This window comes from Caulobacter sp. 10L414 (assembly GCF_056395525.1).
Map to the genome: position 1 here is coordinate 11,505 of NZ_JBFTJR010000005.1, position 14,564 is coordinate 26,068.

The following is a 14,564-nucleotide window of genomic DNA, read 5'->3' on the forward strand; positions in this document are numbered from 1 at the left end:
ACGCCAGCGAACAACGTCCGGCCGCAAGGATGCCCATGATCGACGACGCCCAGCCCGCAGCGCAACTGGTGCTCGACGCCGTCACCCTGACCCTTCCCGCCGCCGCCGGCCCCGTCGAGATCCTGCGCGGGGTCGATCTCGTCGTCTCGGCGGCCGAGCGTGTTGCCGTCATCGGACCTTCAGGCTCGGGCAAGTCCTCGCTGATCGCCGTCGGAGCCGGCCTCGAAGCGCCCACCAGCGGCGCGGTGAAGCTGTTTGGCCAGGACCTCTCGCGGCTGGACGAAGACGGCCGAGCCCGGCTTCGCCGCGGCCGCGCCGCCCTCGTCTTCCAGTCCTTCCACCTCCTGCCCAACATGACCGCCGAGGAGAACGTAGCAACGCCGCTGGAGATCGCCGGAACATCAGGAGCGCTCGCCACCGCCCGCGGCTGGCTGGAGCGCGTGGGACTTGGCAAGCGGCTGGGCCACTATCCCCATCAGCTCTCGGGCGGCGAGCAGCAGCGCGTAGCGCTGGCCCGCGCGCTGGCCGCCCGCCCTGCTCTCCTCTTCGCCGATGAGCCGACCGGTAATCTGGACGGCGCGACCGCAGCCGCTGTGGCCGACCTGATGTTCGACCTGGTCGCCGAAGCGGGCGCGGCGCTGGTGATGGTCACTCACGACCCCGTCCTGGCCGAGCGCGCCGACCGGATCGTGCGCATGGCCGACGGCCGGATCCTGGCCTGAACATGGCCCCTCTGGCTCTTCGCCTGGCCGCCCGCGAGCTGCGCTCGGGCGTGCGCGGCTTTCGCATCTTCCTGGCCTGCCTGGCCTTGGGCGTGGCCGCCATCGCCGCGGCCGGCTCGACGGCCCAGGCCTTTCGGCAAGGCCTGGCGTCCCAGGCGCGGGAAATCCTCGGCGGCGACCTGTCGTTCTCGGTCGAGAACCGCGACTTTACGCCCACCGAACGCGCAGCCTTCGACGGGCTCGGCAAGACCACCTACACCGCCGGGGCCCGGGCGATGGCTCAGGCACCCGATGGCGGTCGTCGTCTGGTCAGCCTGCGCGGGGTGGACGCCAACTTCCCCCTGGCCGGCGTGGCCAGGATCGACGGCTCGCCGGATCTGGTCACGGCCCTCACCGACCGCGGCGGCCTCCCGGGTGCCGTGGTCGAGCCGGCCCTGCTCGACCGCCTGGGCCTCAAGATCGGCGACCGGTTCCAAGCCGGGGCCTTGGAACTGGTCATAACCGGGCGGCTGCTGAGCGAACCCGACGGCCTGTCTAGGGGCTTCTCCCTGGGTCCGCGCGTGATGGTTCGTCGAGACGTTCTGGAGCGGTCGGGCCTCTTGGCCCCGGGCGGCCTTTCCAACCAGGCCGTACGTGTGGCTCTTCCAACCGGCCAGGACCCAAGGGCGATAGGCAAGGCGGTCCAGACGAGCCTTCCCGACAGTCACCTGCGTATGCGCGATCGCCTCGACGCCGCGCCCGGCGCCAAGCGGCTGATCGACCAGCTCGAGTATTTCCTGGGCTTCATCGGCCTGGCCTCGCTGGTGGCCGGCGGCCTGGGCGTCGCCGGCGCGGTCTCGGCCTACCTGTCGACTCGGGAGCGATCGATCGCGGTGCTCAAGGCGCTGGGAGCCGACGGCGCCCTGATCCGAAACCTGCACCTCATCCAGATCGGCCTACTGGCCTATCTAGGGGTTGGCGTCGGTCTCCTTGTCGGCGCGCTCGCACCCTTGCTGCTGGGCAAGCTCGCGGGCGCATCACTGCCGATCCCGGCCCTGTTCAAGGTCTACCCCTGGCCTCTAGTCAAGGCCGGCCTCTTCGGGCTCCTGGCGGCGGCGGCGTTCTCGCTGGTTCCTCTCGCCCGCGCACGGATCACACCGCCCTCGGCGCTCTTTCGCCACAGCCCAGCGGCCCGCCTACCGCTCAGCCTGGAAACTCTGGGCGCCGCGCTCGCCGGCCTTGGCCTTGCGGCCCTGGCCGTCGTCACGGCCCCGACCCCGCTGGCCGCAGCGATCATGATCGCCGGCGTGGCGGTGGCCTTCGCCGTGCTCGCCGCGCTTGGCCGAGCCGCCGCCCACCTCGCCGGCAAGACCCGCCGACTGACCCGCGGCCCCGTCCGTCTCGGCCTGGCCAACCTCGCCGGTCCAGGCTCGGCTGCGCGGACGGCCAGCCCCGCCATAGGTCTTGGCGTGGCGTTGCTGTCCTGCGTCGTGCTCATCCAGTCGGCCTTGCTGGCTCAGATCAGCGACGTCGCGCCCCGGACCGCCCCGGCTATGGTGTTCACCGAAATCCCTGCAGATCAGGCCGCTGCCTTTGACCAGGCGGTGGCTCGGGAAGCCGGCCCGCTCGGACCCGACGCCTATCTGCGTATGCCGTTCGTCACCGGCCGCATCACCGCCCTCAAGGGCGCTCCGGTGCGGATCGAGACCATCAAGCCTGGCGAGCGCTGGGCCTTCGACAACGACATAAGCCTATCGGTGTTCAGCGAAGAACCGGCCAGAGCGGGCGTGGTCGAGGGTCGCTGGTGGTCCAAAGGCTATCAGGGCCCGCCGCTGGCGGCGATGAACATCGAGGTGGCCCAGGCCGGCGGCCTCAAGCTTGGCGACACCATCACCATCGACGTGCTCGGACGGCCGATCGAGGCGCGGATCGCAGTTCTCCGCAAGGTCGATTTCGGCGGCTTTGGACCCAACTTCGCGCTGATCCTCGACCCTGCCGCGCTCGAGGGCGCGGCCCTACGCAGCGTCGCCATCGCACGAGTGGATTCTAGCGCCGAGACCCGATTGACCCGCGCCCTTGGGAGCGACTTTCCAGGCGTCAACGTGATCAGCGTTCGCGAACAGCTCGACGCCGCCGCTTCCCTCTTCAATCGCCTGGCGCTGGCCGTGCGCGGCGCGGCCGGCGTCGCGGGTCTGGCGGGGGTGCTAGTGCTGGCCGGGGCCATCGCCGCCGGGGCCCGCGCCCGAGCGCGCGAGGCCGCGACCCTCAAGGTGCTGGGCGCGACCAGGTCCCAGATCCTTATCGCCTACGCTATCGAGTATGGGGCCGTCGGGCTCATCGCCGGCGCCGCCGGCGCAATGCTCGGCTTCGCCGCCGCCTGGCCGGTGGTGGTCAAGGTGTTCGAGGCGACCTGGAGCGTCGACTGGAACGGGATCCTGGCGCTGATGCTGGGCAGCGGGGGGCTGGCCATGTCCGGCGGTCTGATCGCCGCTGCCCTGGCTCTGGCCCAGAGACCAGCGCCGGTGCTGCGGGGCGAATAGGCGATCAGGTCGAGCAGTTCCCCGCCCTGCCGAAACGCACTGATCAAGTCGAGGGAGGGCTGCCCCGCCCGGGGCGGACAATGCGGGCGTCGCGATAGCTCAATGCGGCCCGCCCTCACCCCCGCCGCATAACGCGGGACCAACCCGTAGCCCGTCGCCGGGTTCACCCCGAACCGCCGACACAGCGCCCGCCAGTTGGCGCCGTCGGCCTGCGCCAGCCGCACAAACTCCAGCGTGCAATCCATCTCCGTGAGCAGCATCTCGCCCCTTCGAGATCGGAAAGCATTTCACGGATGTCTCCGGTGTGAGCAAGGGTCGCCTAAGGCAGTGAGGACGATATCGCGCAGCGCGACATCCTAGAGGCCGTGGCGATCGGCGTGCAGACGCGCGCGATCATGGCCTATCAGAACTGGGTCGCGGCCGGCTGGCGGCTGAAGACCTATCGCGACCTGCTGGCCCTGGCCGAGAGCCGACGCGGCGGGATCGAGCGACAGGTCCAGCTGGGCGCCAAGCCGCAGATCCTTCTGACCGAGAACGAACAGAATCTGGTGCGCCGCCGCGCGCTGGTGGTGCGCGCTGAAGGCGATCTGCAGGTCGCCGCCAACGCCCTGTCGCTCTACTACCGCGACGCCGCCGGCAGGCCGATCCTGGTGGACGAGGGTCGGCTGCCGGTCAAGGCCGACGCCCTGGCTGGCGTCCAGACTTCAAGCGCAAAGGCCGATGCGCCTGCAGCGCGACCGGACCTGCAGGGTCTGCTGGCGCGAGTGGACCAGTCGCAGGCCAGGCTCGCCCTGGCCGAAAACGACCTCAAGCCGCGCCTCGACCTGAAGATGGAGCTGGGCAAGGACATAGGCCCCGAGGGCCTGGGCGGCCCCAGCCGCGAGCCGACCGAAGCCGTCATCGGCTTTCGTTTCTCGATCCCGCTGCAGAACCGCGCGGCCAGGGGCAAGATCGGCGAGACCCGCGCCGAGATGGACGCGCTTGAGGCCCGCGGGCGCTTCCTGCGCGACCAGATCACCGTCGAGATAGAAGGGATCGGTGTTGCTCTGCACGCCGCCGAACGCCTGGCCAGGGCCGCCGAGCAGGAGCGTGACCTGGCCGATCACCTGGCGAGCGCCGAGCGGCGTCGCTTCGAACTCGGCTCCAGCGACTTCTTCCTGGTCAATCAGCGCGAGGAGACCGCGACCGACGCCGCGGTCCGGCTGATCGACGCTCAAGCCCTCATCGCCACGGCCCGGGCAGAACTGGCCGCCGCGACCGTGGACCATGCCGCGCTGGGATTGGACCGAAGCGACGTGGACAATCCGGCCGGGCGCGCAGCACAATAGCTGCACAGTTGCGCGCTCCTCAGAAGCAGATAGCGATGGCAAGCGCCAGCGTCCGGAAAGCTGACCGCGGGGCGAGCCGCAGACAGGGGAACGGCAAAATGGCCTAGCCCACGGGTTCGGCGGCTTCATCAGAGTGTTGGCCGCTTTCCACGCAATGCGCGAAATGCGGCTTGGCATGGCTTGGTGTGGGAGGGCCAGCGGCTCGCTAGAGCCTACTCCCCATGGGCGGAGCGTTCAGTTTGAACGCCGCTCCAGGATCGTCTTAGAAACCAGGATCGCTACCGAAAGTCCCAGGCAAACGAGGTTGCTGAGCACCAGCGGCCAGCCTCCACGTAACACGCCGTAGATCGCCCAAAGCGTAAAGCCCGCGACCGTAAGAGCGAACATCCGCAGAGAGACAGCCGAAGCATCGTGCTCGCGCCAAATCTTGATCAGCTGAGGCACGAAGCTGCTCATCGAGCATAGGGCCGCGCTCAGTCCGATCAGCGCCACGAGATCAAAGTGCGTGGTCATCCAACCCAACCTATCTGGCATCCGGTGCAATTAAGCGGCCCGGGCGCCGATGGTTTCACGTAGGAGCGGGCGGGTCCAAAACCACCCTGGCCCCCTATCAAAAGATGACTGCTGCTCCGAAAGAGAACCTGCGACGCCGCGCCTTCATCGGCCACCTGGATTCGACAGGAACCGTCTGGCTGCAGCTGTGGTTTGCGCTGAGGAACGGGACGGCCGACCGTTGGCGTGGCCGCCCCGTCTCGAGGATCAAGGTAGGAGGTTTCCATGGTTCGCGTATTGACCGACCATTGCGATGGCGAGACGCGCGCGGCCCTGGAGGAGCGTGGTTGGGATGTCATCGACGCCGAGCGAGCCGACCTGGATTGTCTCGGCACGTTGGCGAAGGTGGATTTCGTCATCGCCGCTCTGCGGACCGACCATTACGCGGATGATTTGCGCCGGATCGCAGTCCTCAAGGCCGTGTCGCCTGATTTGCCTCTGGTCGCGATGGCCGAAACGATCGAGCACGACGGCGTGCTTGCAGCCGATGTGCTGATCGACGTTCCAATCATCCGCGCAGGCACGAGCGAGGACCTTCTCGAGATCGCTCTCGCCGCCGCAGTGACTTGAGAGCTCCAGGCGGCTCCCATGGTGGCGGGGCGCCGCCGCTGTCCCCCTAAAATCCTAGGTTCTCAGCCCCGCCAAGCAGGGCAGAGTAGCGGAGCCAGCATGGCGTCGATGACTATCGCGCCTTGCCCTTGAAGGTGTCGCCAACCTCAGCGGCGCTGGGTCCGTCCGGTCCGGCGCTCTTCTGCTCAGCCTTTCCGGTCCTAACTGCGCCGCCTTCCGAGACCAAGCCGGGCCGCTCTCCCCAATGGTAGGGCTGCATTGGACTTTCGTCCGTCGGTGTTTGGCTTGTCGTTCATGTTTTTCTCCTGTGGCCAAATCGTCCGGAGCGCGCTCGCCATCGGTCAATCGGCGCCGTTGCCCAGTCATCAGCCGTCGGGTCAGAGGTCGCGTCGGTCTTGCGGTTCAGGTGGAGCGCCGACGGCGCTTCGGGTCCCCATTCTTGTCCTTACACTTCGGCGAAGCTCGAGCTCCCGAGTGTCCCTCAGCGGTTTCCCGAGCCCGGCTCGGCCATCTTGCGATGCTGCTCGGCCAGCACGCTCTGGGGCGTCACCGCCGCCATCGCCGCTTGCAATTTGTTCTTGAAGCCGGCCACGACATCGCCCTCGCCTTTTTGCATAGCGCGATAGCCCGCGAGCGCGACATCGGCGGGATCGGCCTTCTTGGGATCGGTCCCGACCTTGGTGTCGAGCATGTCGGCACGGTCGAAAAACTCGGTATCGGTCGGACCCGGCATCAGGCAGCTGACCGAAACGCCGGTTTCCTTGAGCTCGTTACGCAACGCCCAGGCGAAGCTGTCGAGGAACGCTTTGGTGCCGTTGTAGACGGCTTGGAACGAGCCTGGCATCAGGCCGGCGATCGAGCCGGTGATCAGGATCCGCCCGCGGTCGCGTTCGCGCATGTCGCTGGCCACCCGCTGGATCAGATAGACCGTACCGGTGATGTTGGTGTCGATCACGAACCGGGCGTCGTCCCAGTCCTGGTCAAGGAAGCCGTGACCCAGGCCCCGGCCGGCGTTGGCCATCAGGGCGTCCACGGAGCGATCGCCGATCAGGTCCAGAAGTTGGTCGACGCCTTGCGTGGTAGACAGGTCCACCTGCAGGGATTGGACCCGCGTGCCGTGCTGCTCAAGACCGGCATGGGCCTCGACGATGGACGGTTCATCGGCGGCGATCACCAGGTCGTAACCGTCTTCGGCCGCCAGCTTGGCCAGTTCGTAGCCAATGCCCGTTGAAGCGCCGGTGATCACGGCCAGGGGGCGTTGTTCCTCGATCATCAGGCGGCTTCCTTCTGCCAGTCGGGCTTGAGGACGACCTTGGTCACCTCGTTCTGGTTTTCCTTGAACATCTTGTAGCCGTCAGGGGCGCTCTCCAGCGGCAAGCGGTGGCTGATCAAGAATGTCGTGTCGATGACCCCCTCGCCGATCAGGTCGAGCAGCGGCCGCAGGTACTTGTGGACGTGGGTCTGGCCGGTGCGGATCTGCAGGCCCTTCTCCATCAGGGCGCCGATCGGGATCTTGTCGCCCATGCCGCCATAGACGCCGGGGATCGAGACTCGGCCGCCGCTGCGGCAGGCCATCAGGACCTCGCGCAGCACGTGAGCCCGGTCGGTGCCGATACGGGTGGCCACCTTCACGGCGTCAACGACATTGTCGATCGAGAAGCCGTGGCTCTCCATGCCGACCGCGTCGATACAGGCGTCCGGACCGATGCCGCCGGTCATGGCCATAAGGGCCTCGCGGACCTTGACGTCGTGATAGTTGATCACCTGCGCGCCCATGGACCTGGCCAGCTCCAGGCGGTGGGGGTGATGGTCGATGGCGATCACCTTGTGCGCGCCCTGGATCAGCGCGCTCTGGACCGCGAACAGACCAACGGGCCCGCAACCCCAGACCGCCACGGTATCGCCCGGCTCGATCTGGCAGTTCTCCGCCGCCATCCAGCCGGTCGGCAGGATGTCCGACAGAAACAGCACCTTGTCGTCCTCCAACCCGTCGGGAATGACGATGGGGCCAATGTCGCTATAGGGCACGCGGACATATTCGGCCTGGCCGCCGGCATAGCCGCCGGTCATGTGCGAATAGCCGAAAAGGCCCGTCATCGCCGTCCCGTAAGCGATCTCGCCCAGGTCCTGGGTTTCGGCCGGGTTTGAGTTCTCGCAGCCGGAGAACTGCTGCTTTTCGCAGTGGAAACACTTGCCGCAGGCGATCACGAACGGGACGACGACGCGCTGGCCCTTCTGCAAGGTCGAGCCCGGGCCGGTCTCGACGACCTCGCCCATGAACTCATGGCCCAGGATGTCCCCGCGCTCCATGGAAGGGATCATGCCGTCGTAGAGGTGAAGATCAGAACCGCAGATCGCGGTCGAGGTGATCTTGATGATCGCATCGCGGGGATTGACGATCTTGGGGTCTGGAACGGTATCCATCCGCACGTCGTGTTTGCCGTGCCAGGTTAAAGCGCGCATCGGCGGCTCCATCAGAGGGGTGGGGGGTCAGCCTTGCGGCGCGGCGTTGGAGGTCTTCGCGGTGGAGATCTCGCCCGTCTCCATCAACTGCTTGAAACGGCGCAGCTCTCGGCGCGCCTGGATCTTGGGCTCTTTCTGGAACAGCTTGGCGATGAGCTTGCCAAGGTCTCCGCCCGGCGGCTCGTAGACGATGGTGGCGGTCACCTCGGTGCCCCGTCCGGGGGGACCATCGCGAAACTCCACACTCCCGAAGTTCTTGATGTCGGCGCCTTCAACCGACTCCCAGGCCAGGAGCTCGTTGTCGACCTCGTCGGTGAGGACGCTTTCCCACGCCACGGTCTTGCCCGCCGGCGCCTTGACCACCCAGCGCCAGCGGCGATCGTCGCTGGGCGTGATGCTTTCGACGTTCTCCATGAAGCGCGCCAGGTTTCGAAAGTCGCGCCAGAACGCATAGAGCTCAGCGCGGGGCCGATTGATGGTGACGGTGCGCCCCACCAAGGCGGCCTCGCGCCAGCCGCGCTCCTCGGCGACCTCGTGGGCGATGTCGCGCTGGTGCACGGCGGCGGTCAGTGGCGCGTCGCTTTGCAGCGCACGGCCGATAGTCTCTTCGGACATCGTCGATCTCCCGGGTTAGGTCGATCAACCGCCCGCCCCCGCCGTTGTTCCGAAGGCCAAGGTCCAGGCCAGGCGTCCCCATCAAATGACGGTCCGCGGCAAAAACCGTCAGATCTCCAAAGCCGTAAGGCTATTTCGACGCGCGTTGGTGAGCCGCCTTGTCGACATTGGAACACGCGCCGAAGCGTGTCGTTTGTGCTGCTCGCCGCTGATGACGCGGCCAGTGCAACCGCGGGAGAAGGTCAGGACGCGCAATCTGCGTTCGCGCCGAACCGGTTCCCCGCCTGATCGGAGTGCCAACCATGTTCCGTGGCGATCGCCTTTCGCGCCTTGGCGCCTTCAGCCCGCAATTTCTTGACGCCGACGCCCTGCACAAGGGTCTGGCGCACTGGAACCACCGTCGGCTGTCACCCGCGGCGCCGAGCGCTGATTGGCGCGACGCGATCGAGGAGGAGCGCTTCATGAAGGATGTGGAAGGCGGGTTCATCGAAGCTTTCCGCGCCCACGTCGCGCCGCTGCTCGAGACCGTCCCGCAAGAGGCCGAGGCGTTCGTGTCTTGGTTCGAGGCGCTGAAGGACCATGGCCCCGGCCAGTGGGACCCTCTGTTCGACTGGCTGCAGGGCGCGGCAAGCCTCGAAGACATAAAATGGTTCTTGACCCAGGAGGCGGCGGGCGAGGCCGGGTTCGACGATTTGGTCGCCTTGACCCAGGTCAAGATCCCAGACCGCGCCAAGCTCGAACTGGCCCGCAACTATTGGGACGAGATGGGTCGCGGCAGCGCCAAGGGCATGCATGGCCCGATGCTCTCGCGAACGACCGCGGCCCTGGGCCTGACCCCCACCATCGACACCACGCTCTGGCAGTCGCTTTGTCTGGCCAACACCATGACCGCCTTCGCCACCACGCGCCGTTATGCATGGCATTCGATCGGCGCCTTGGGCGTAGTGGAGCTGACCGCGCCTACGCGAGTGTCCTGCGTCGACGCCGGTCTCAAGCGTGTCGGCGTCTCGCCCGAAGCCCGAAAATACTTCGCGCTTCACGCCCATCTCGACATCGAGCACTCCAAGGCCTGGAACACCGAGGCCCTGCTGCCGCTCGTGGCGGAGGATCCTGCGCGCGCCCGCTACATCGCCGAGGGCGCGGTGATGCGCCTGATCTGCGGTGAGCAGTGTTTTGAGACCTATCGCGCCCATCTTTGGGCCAATGCACACCCGCTGGTCTACGCGGCCGAGTGATCGCCATGACGACCCTCCTGGACGTCCTGCCCTACGACGGCGGGTGGTGCGTGAAGATCGCCGAGACGGGCGAGGTTCTCTTCTTCTCCGCGCGCCGGCGTGCGATCGCTCAAGCCCGACGCCTGGCGCGCGTCTGGCTGCGGAACGCCACGGTCAAGGTCCACGCTCGACGGGCGCCAAGCCCTGAGCGCGGACGCGCCCCGGAGGGCTTTGCCTATCCTTTGGGAGCGCCGGCATGACAATGCAGGCGCAGTGCGCCCTCACGCCGGCGGCAACGCGCTCGAAGATCGCCGCTGGCGACGTGGTCGTCCGCTTCACCATCTCGCCGACCCCGGCAGGCCACTGGCTCTGGCGGGTCTTCGACCACGATGGGCAGCCACGCGTACAGGGCCTGGCGGCGTCTCGAAAGCATGCCGCCGCGTTGATCATCCATGAGCTCCTCAGATCGCGCAGCGCCGCGGCCGCCCTTGCCGCCGATGAACTTTCGACCCAGGCGGCCTGATCCCCGCCTCGTCTGGAGGCTTGCGCCGCGCCGCCGACGCGCGCAGGTAAACGACGTTCGACCGGGCGTTACAGCGCTGACGGCCGCGATCGGCGGCGGCGATCAGACGGGGTCGTTCTGGAGGCGAAGATAGGCTGGGTCGAACTGGCCAAGCCGCGCGAGAGCCTCCCAATCGTTGATGGTCACGTGACCGGCCTTCCAGTCCACGAGCCCCTGGCGCCGCAGGTCCATCAGCACCCGATTGACGTGCACCTGGGTCAAGCCGAGCACGTCTCCCAGATCAACCTGCGTCATGGGCAGAACAAATCCGAAGTTCTGGGCGATGCCTGCCGCCTCGAGCCGCAGATAGAGCTCGCAGATCAGGTGCGCCAAGCGACTGGCCGCGTTCTGTTGACCAAGCGCCACCAGCCACTGACGATGGATCGCCGCGTCGACCACGGTTTCCAGCCAGAGCAACCGCGTCAGATGCGGGTGCTGTTCGCTGAGGCGGCGCAGATCCTCGTGGGCGGCGGGCGCGATCACGCAATCGGCCAAGGCCACGACGCCGTGGTCCATCTGGCGCATCAGAAGGCTGTGCAGGTCGACAAAATCGCCGCCGATATTGATCTCGGTGAGCTGACGCCCGCCGGTCTGCGTCAGCGTGAAACGGGCGCAAAAGCCGCTGACGACGAAGGTGCTGAAGTTGGGCCGGTCGCCGGGCTCGACCAACGCCTTGCCGGCGGCGACCCGGCGCGTTGGCCCAAGAAGACCGGCCAGCGCCTCGCGCTCGGTCGGGGAGATGATGTCGCGCCTGGCCATCTTTTCGATGAGAGGGGTGATCACAGGGGCTGGCGGCATGGCGATACAGGGATCTCCCCTCTCCGGACAACGAGCTTTAAGGCCGTCAAACGAGCGAGCCGATAACCTAGATCAACGCGGACCGGCTGCGATGAGCCTAGACTCCTCGCGCCCGGAGGTTTCCTTGCTCACCCCGCTTATCTTTATCGGCGTCACCGACGACTGCAGGACGACGTTTGTCGATCTGGATGTAGAGACCGTAGATCCTGAACGCCGCGCCCAGGCCTTGCTGGCCGAGCATCGCAGCTGTCACGAAATCGAGGTCTGGCGCGACGACAAACGCATCGCCGTCATTACCCGCGCGCCAGCGGAACCGACGGCTTGAACCGTCTTTTGATAGCCAGCCTCGACCGGTTCGGGCCTTTGCGCGAAGGCGTGCGCGAGCGCCTGTCGGAGTGCGCCTCCACGTCCGAGACATTCGAGGCTGGTGATCTGATCCTGGCTCCCGGCGAGCGCTCGTGCTTGCGACTCCTGGCGCGCGGTCTGGCCGTGAAGCAGACGGTGCTCGGCGACGGTGGGCGCCAGATCTTCAGCGTGGCCACGCCCGGCGACCTGATCGACCTGGCCGGCCTCTTTGTCGGGATCGACTACGAGGTGCGTGCGCTGGCGCCTTGCGAGGTGAGGAAATTCAGCGCCCAGGAGCTTCGCGCCATGCTGAGCGACCATGCCAGTCTTCTGGCCACGCTCTGCCGCGCGGTGCTGACCGAGGCGCGCGCCCAGCGAAACGGCCTCGTCAGCCTGGGGCGGCGATCGGCGTCGGCGCGGACGGCCAATCTCCTTTGCGAGATCTACTGGCGGCAAAAGACCTTGGGCCTGGCAAGCGACAACCGTTGCGCCCTACCGGCTGTGCAGGGCGACATCGCCGACGCCCTAGGGCTTTCTGTAGTTCACATCCATAGGGTGCTGCGCGGACTTCGCGACGATAACCTGGCGGCGGTCAAGAACGGCGTTCTTCAAATTCTCGATTGGGATCGCCTGGCCGCGCTCGGCGGCTTCGATCCTCAAGTCTTTCGCCCCCAGACCGAGGCCGGTGAAGGGCCTGTCCTGCGTCGTCCGCAGCCGAGCCGACAGGAGGCGTGATGCGCGACCGGGATCATCAATTGATCATCGGCGCGCGGTCGGGGAACGGCCGGCTTGTCAGGGGGCTTCAGCCAAGGATCAAGACAGGCTCCAGGAGGGCCTTCAACTGTTGAACCGACGGGCGACAGGTCCGCGGAGGGGTCACGTCTCACCGGCCGCCGCGCGTCGAAAGCCCAGGATCGAGGGATCTCCTTTTCGATGACCCTGTCCATGATCCGCCCCTGCCGCCCGCGCCCCCGAGGCTGGGCGAGAAAGCGCGGCGCCCGCAGCCGATCGGCCGTGGAAACGGCAGCAGGCCCGAGCCCATCGAAAGCGTCGAAGAAGCGGCCCGCGCAAATCCGACGGCGCCACGCGGGCCTGTGAGCATGACAACCTTTCACTTCGACATCGACAGCGATGGCGCGGCCACGACCGAACAGGTCGAGGCGGCCGACGCGCTCGCAGCCATTAGACAAGCCTTGCTGCTGGTCTCGGAAATTCTCCGCGACCATGCGCTTTGCGATCACACTGCCATATCCCTGCGCATCAGCGTCCGCGGGCAGGACGAGCAGGTCGTGTGGAAAGGCAGCGCCCGCGGGCTCCAGACGGTCGTGCAGGACAGCGAGGGCAAGGCCCCCGGCGAAACCGCGAGCTGATCGCTCAGGGTCAAACCCGCTTCCAAACGTTTGCCGCTTAAGCGTTCGCTCAAGTCAAACAACCCGCCCCAAGCCACCCCGGGATCGCCGTCCCCGACGCGAGGGGAAACAGCGCCTGGATCTGATCGCTCCGATCAAGCCCGGGCTGGCAAGGGGCAGCTCACGCCCCTTGCTCGCGGAGGGAACGCCTAGCCGACACGCGGCGGCTTCATCCAGACCTCGACCTTATGGACGGCGCCGGGGCCATGTTCGTTGAGGGCGATCGCTGCGCGCCAGGCAGCCACATCAGGGTGACGGTCGAAAAAGGCCAGGTCATGGGCCGCATGGACCTCGAAGAGGCCGTCCGCCGGACGATGGGGGATCTCACCACGCGCCTCCAGGGCCGCCCCGCCGACGAGGTCGGGTTTGAGCCAGATCAGCACCTCCCAGTCCTCGACCTGCGCCTGACCAGCCTTCATGGCCACCTTGTAGCGCTCGACATCGGGATGCCGGTCCCAGAAGGCCTCGTCGTGCGGCTTGCCGCGGATCAGAAGGTCGGCGCCTTCGGGGGCGGCCGGCGCGGGGATGGGCGCGGCCTGGGCGGGGTCGGACGAAGGCGTCTCGAACATCGAGCATCTCCTTGTGGTGAGAACAGCGCGGCGGCGACCACCGCGAGGTCTGAACGCGCGGGACCTTCCGCGGTGTCGGGTCCTGCGCGCATCACGCGCGATCAGTCGTGCCCTGCCCTACCTTGCCGCCAACCTGGCGCCAGGACCCGCGTGCTCCATCCCAGCAAACGATGATCATGGAACTTGGCCGCCCGCGTGGCGGCTTTGCCATCATGGCCCGGTTTCTCAAGCGCAACGGATTGACCCTGGTTCTGATGGCGCTGTTCGCCGTCAGCCTTGTGGGTCAGTGGCTGACGGGATGGCGTGTGGCCGTCGAGGACCTTCGACGCCATGGCCAGGCTGATGTCGGGCTGATCAGCTATCTGTCCGACCCGGCCTTCGTCTCGGCAGTTTTCGAGAACTGGGAGAGCGAATTTCTGCAGATGGCCGTCTATGTCGTTCTGACAGCCTATCTCGTCCAGCGCGGATCATCGGAATCCAAAGACCCCGACGCCCCAGAGCGCGACCTGCTCCCCAGCAGCGATCCAGACGCTCCGTTGCTGGCCCGACGCGTAGGGCTCTGGTCCTGGCTCTACGCTCACTCGCTTGGTCTGGTCTTGACGGGCCTGTTCCTGGCCGCCTTCGTATTGCACTGGACGTTCAGCGCCCAGCACGCTGCCCAGGAAGCGGCCGAGCACGGTCAAGTCGCCAAAGGCGTCCTGGCCTATCTCACCGACCCGCAACTGTGGTTCGAATCCTTCCAGAACTGGCAAAGCGAGTTCCTCTCCACCGCCGTGCTCGTGGTCTTGTCGATCGTCCTGCGCCAAAAAAACTCACCCGAATCCAAGCCGGTCGCCGCGCCAGACGACAAGACGGGCGCCTGAACACGCCTGAGCCGCGCCCGTCGCAACCGAAGCTT

At 66.9% G+C, this 14,564-nt stretch carries 17 protein-coding genes; 11 read left to right on the top strand and 6 right to left on the bottom strand.

Annotated elements, in window-relative coordinates; all coding sequences use genetic code 11:
- Nucleotides 1-35 precede the first annotated feature (35 nt).
- The 3 genes from AC1DCG_RS02830 (at nucleotide 36) to AC1DCG_RS02840 (ending at nucleotide 4,569) form a co-directional block, all read left to right on the top strand.
- Nucleotides 36-722 (top strand): ABC transporter ATP-binding protein, encoded by a 687-nt coding sequence (locus AC1DCG_RS02830; RefSeq protein WP_477028195.1) that lies wholly within the window; start codon nucleotides 36-38, stop codon nucleotides 720-722.
- Nucleotides 719-3,241 carry an ABC transporter permease gene (locus AC1DCG_RS02835; protein WP_477036429.1) on the top strand — a complete coding sequence of 841 codons (2,523 nt, stop codon included), beginning with the start codon at nucleotides 719-721 and terminating at the stop codon, nucleotides 3,239-3,241. Before AC1DCG_RS02830 ends, AC1DCG_RS02835 begins: the two co-directional genes overlap by 4 nt.
- 377 nt (nucleotides 3,242-3,618) lie before the next feature.
- Nucleotides 3,619-4,569 (top strand): TolC family protein, encoded by a 951-nt coding sequence (locus AC1DCG_RS02840; RefSeq protein ID WP_477028196.1) that lies wholly within the window; start codon nucleotides 3,619-3,621, stop codon nucleotides 4,567-4,569.
- Nucleotides 4,570-4,803: 234 nt separating this feature from the next.
- On the opposite strand, the gene AC1DCG_RS02845 is transcribed toward AC1DCG_RS02840, so the two are convergent.
- Nucleotides 4,804-5,082, bottom strand: coding sequence for a SemiSWEET family sugar transporter (locus AC1DCG_RS02845; protein ID WP_477028197.1), 279 nt, complete (start codon nucleotides 5,080-5,082; stop codon nucleotides 4,804-4,806).
- Between the two features lie 264 nt (nucleotides 5,083-5,346).
- On the opposite strand from AC1DCG_RS02845, the gene AC1DCG_RS02850 reads away from it, so the two are divergent.
- Nucleotides 5,347-5,691, top strand: a complete 345-nt coding sequence (locus AC1DCG_RS02850) for a hypothetical protein (RefSeq protein WP_477028198.1) — start codon at nucleotides 5,347-5,349, stop codon at nucleotides 5,689-5,691.
- A 481-nt stretch (nucleotides 5,692-6,172) separates the two neighbouring features.
- Here the strand turns inward: AC1DCG_RS02850 and AC1DCG_RS02855 are convergent, their stop codons facing one another.
- From AC1DCG_RS02855 to AC1DCG_RS02865, 3 genes are read right to left on the bottom strand one after another with little or no spacing between them, the layout of a single operon-like run.
- Nucleotides 6,173-6,964, bottom strand: a complete 792-nt coding sequence (locus AC1DCG_RS02855; RefSeq protein WP_477028199.1) for an SDR family NAD(P)-dependent oxidoreductase — start codon at nucleotides 6,962-6,964, stop codon at nucleotides 6,173-6,175.
- Nucleotides 6,964-8,154 carry a zinc-dependent alcohol dehydrogenase gene (locus AC1DCG_RS02860; protein ID WP_477028200.1) on the bottom strand — a complete coding sequence of 397 codons (1,191 nt, stop codon included), beginning with the start codon at nucleotides 8,152-8,154 and terminating at the stop codon, nucleotides 6,964-6,966. Before AC1DCG_RS02860 ends, AC1DCG_RS02855 begins: the two co-directional genes overlap by 1 nt.
- 27 nt (nucleotides 8,155-8,181) lie before the next feature.
- Nucleotides 8,182-8,769: an SRPBCC family protein gene (locus tag AC1DCG_RS02865; protein ID WP_477028201.1), complete on the bottom strand. Its 588-nt coding sequence runs from the start codon at nucleotides 8,767-8,769 to the stop codon at nucleotides 8,182-8,184.
- Between the two features lie 302 nt (nucleotides 8,770-9,071).
- Between AC1DCG_RS02865 and AC1DCG_RS02870 the strand changes: the two genes are divergently transcribed.
- From AC1DCG_RS02870 to AC1DCG_RS02880, 3 genes are read left to right on the top strand one after another with little or no spacing between them, the layout of a single operon-like run.
- Complete coding sequence (locus AC1DCG_RS02870) at nucleotides 9,072-10,004, top strand: iron-containing redox enzyme family protein (protein WP_477028202.1); 933 nt, start codon at nucleotides 9,072-9,074, stop codon at nucleotides 10,002-10,004.
- Between the two features lie 5 nt (nucleotides 10,005-10,009).
- Nucleotides 10,010-10,243 carry a hypothetical protein gene (locus AC1DCG_RS02875; RefSeq protein ID WP_477028203.1) on the top strand — a complete coding sequence of 78 codons (234 nt, stop codon included), beginning with the start codon at nucleotides 10,010-10,012 and terminating at the stop codon, nucleotides 10,241-10,243.
- Entirely contained in the window at nucleotides 10,240-10,506 is a 267-nt protein-coding gene (locus tag AC1DCG_RS02880) for a hypothetical protein (protein WP_477028204.1), read from the top strand. The genes AC1DCG_RS02875 and AC1DCG_RS02880 overlap by 4 nt, the downstream gene beginning before the upstream one ends.
- Nucleotides 10,507-10,608: 102 nt before the next feature.
- Here AC1DCG_RS02880 and AC1DCG_RS02885 read toward each other — a convergent pair whose 3' ends face one another.
- The gene (locus tag AC1DCG_RS02885) at nucleotides 10,609-11,343 is read right to left on the bottom strand and encodes a Crp/Fnr family transcriptional regulator (protein WP_477041369.1); all 735 of its coding nucleotides are present in this window, start codon (nucleotides 11,341-11,343) and stop codon (nucleotides 10,609-10,611) included.
- Between the two features lie 124 nt (nucleotides 11,344-11,467).
- Between AC1DCG_RS02885 and AC1DCG_RS02890 the strand changes: the two genes are divergently transcribed.
- The 3 genes from AC1DCG_RS02890 (at nucleotide 11,468) to AC1DCG_RS02900 (ending at nucleotide 13,058) form a co-directional block, all read left to right on the top strand.
- Nucleotides 11,468-11,668 carry a hypothetical protein gene (locus AC1DCG_RS02890; RefSeq protein ID WP_477028206.1) on the top strand — a complete coding sequence of 67 codons (201 nt, stop codon included), beginning with the start codon at nucleotides 11,468-11,470 and terminating at the stop codon, nucleotides 11,666-11,668.
- Nucleotides 11,665-12,423, top strand: coding sequence for a Crp/Fnr family transcriptional regulator (locus AC1DCG_RS02895; RefSeq protein ID WP_477036418.1), 759 nt, complete (start codon nucleotides 11,665-11,667; stop codon nucleotides 12,421-12,423). Before AC1DCG_RS02890 ends, AC1DCG_RS02895 begins: the two co-directional genes overlap by 4 nt.
- A 365-nt stretch (nucleotides 12,424-12,788) precedes the next feature.
- Nucleotides 12,789-13,058 (top strand): DUF6894 family protein, encoded by a 270-nt coding sequence (locus AC1DCG_RS02900; protein WP_477028208.1) that lies wholly within the window; start codon nucleotides 12,789-12,791, stop codon nucleotides 13,056-13,058.
- Between the two features lie 188 nt (nucleotides 13,059-13,246).
- Here the strand turns inward: AC1DCG_RS02900 and AC1DCG_RS02905 are convergent, their stop codons facing one another.
- Complete coding sequence (locus tag AC1DCG_RS02905; protein WP_477028209.1) at nucleotides 13,247-13,666, bottom strand: hypothetical protein; 420 nt, start codon at nucleotides 13,664-13,666, stop codon at nucleotides 13,247-13,249.
- 176 nt (nucleotides 13,667-13,842) lie between these two features.
- On the opposite strand from AC1DCG_RS02905, the gene AC1DCG_RS02910 reads away from it, so the two are divergent.
- A complete protein-coding gene (locus AC1DCG_RS02910; protein WP_477028210.1) occupies nucleotides 13,843-14,529 on the top strand; it encodes a DUF6766 family protein in 687 nt (228 codons plus the stop codon).
- Nucleotides 14,530-14,564 lie beyond the last annotated feature (35 nt).

Coding starts and splice junctions, on each gene's coding strand:
- AC1DCG_RS02850 (WP_477028198.1), top strand. CDS start 5,347: ATGGTTCGCGTATTGACCGACCATTGCGATGGCGAGACGCGCGCGGCC.
- AC1DCG_RS02865 (WP_477028201.1), bottom strand. CDS start 8,769: ATGTCCGAAGAGACTATCGGCCGTGCGCTGCAAAGCGACGCGCCACTG.
- AC1DCG_RS02885 (WP_477041369.1), bottom strand. CDS start 11,343: ATGCCGCCAGCCCCTGTGATCACCCCTCTCATCGAAAAGATGGCCAGG.
- AC1DCG_RS02860 (WP_477028200.1), bottom strand. CDS start 8,154: ATGCGCGCTTTAACCTGGCACGGCAAACACGACGTGCGGATGGATACC.
- AC1DCG_RS02880 (WP_477028204.1), top strand. CDS start 10,240: ATGACAATGCAGGCGCAGTGCGCCCTCACGCCGGCGGCAACGCGCTCG.
- AC1DCG_RS02830 (WP_477028195.1), top strand. CDS start 36: ATGATCGACGACGCCCAGCCCGCAGCGCAACTGGTGCTCGACGCCGTC.
- AC1DCG_RS02855 (WP_477028199.1), bottom strand. CDS start 6,964: ATGATCGAGGAACAACGCCCCCTGGCCGTGATCACCGGCGCTTCAACG.
- AC1DCG_RS02875 (WP_477028203.1), top strand. CDS start 10,010: ATGACGACCCTCCTGGACGTCCTGCCCTACGACGGCGGGTGGTGCGTG.
- AC1DCG_RS02845 (WP_477028197.1), bottom strand. CDS start 5,082: ATGACCACGCACTTTGATCTCGTGGCGCTGATCGGACTGAGCGCGGCC.
- AC1DCG_RS02910 (WP_477028210.1), top strand. CDS start 13,843: ATGGAACTTGGCCGCCCGCGTGGCGGCTTTGCCATCATGGCCCGGTTT.
- AC1DCG_RS02900 (WP_477028208.1), top strand. CDS start 12,789: ATGACAACCTTTCACTTCGACATCGACAGCGATGGCGCGGCCACGACC.
- AC1DCG_RS02870 (WP_477028202.1), top strand. CDS start 9,072: ATGTTCCGTGGCGATCGCCTTTCGCGCCTTGGCGCCTTCAGCCCGCAA.
- AC1DCG_RS02905 (WP_477028209.1), bottom strand. CDS start 13,666: ATGTTCGAGACGCCTTCGTCCGACCCCGCCCAGGCCGCGCCCATCCCC.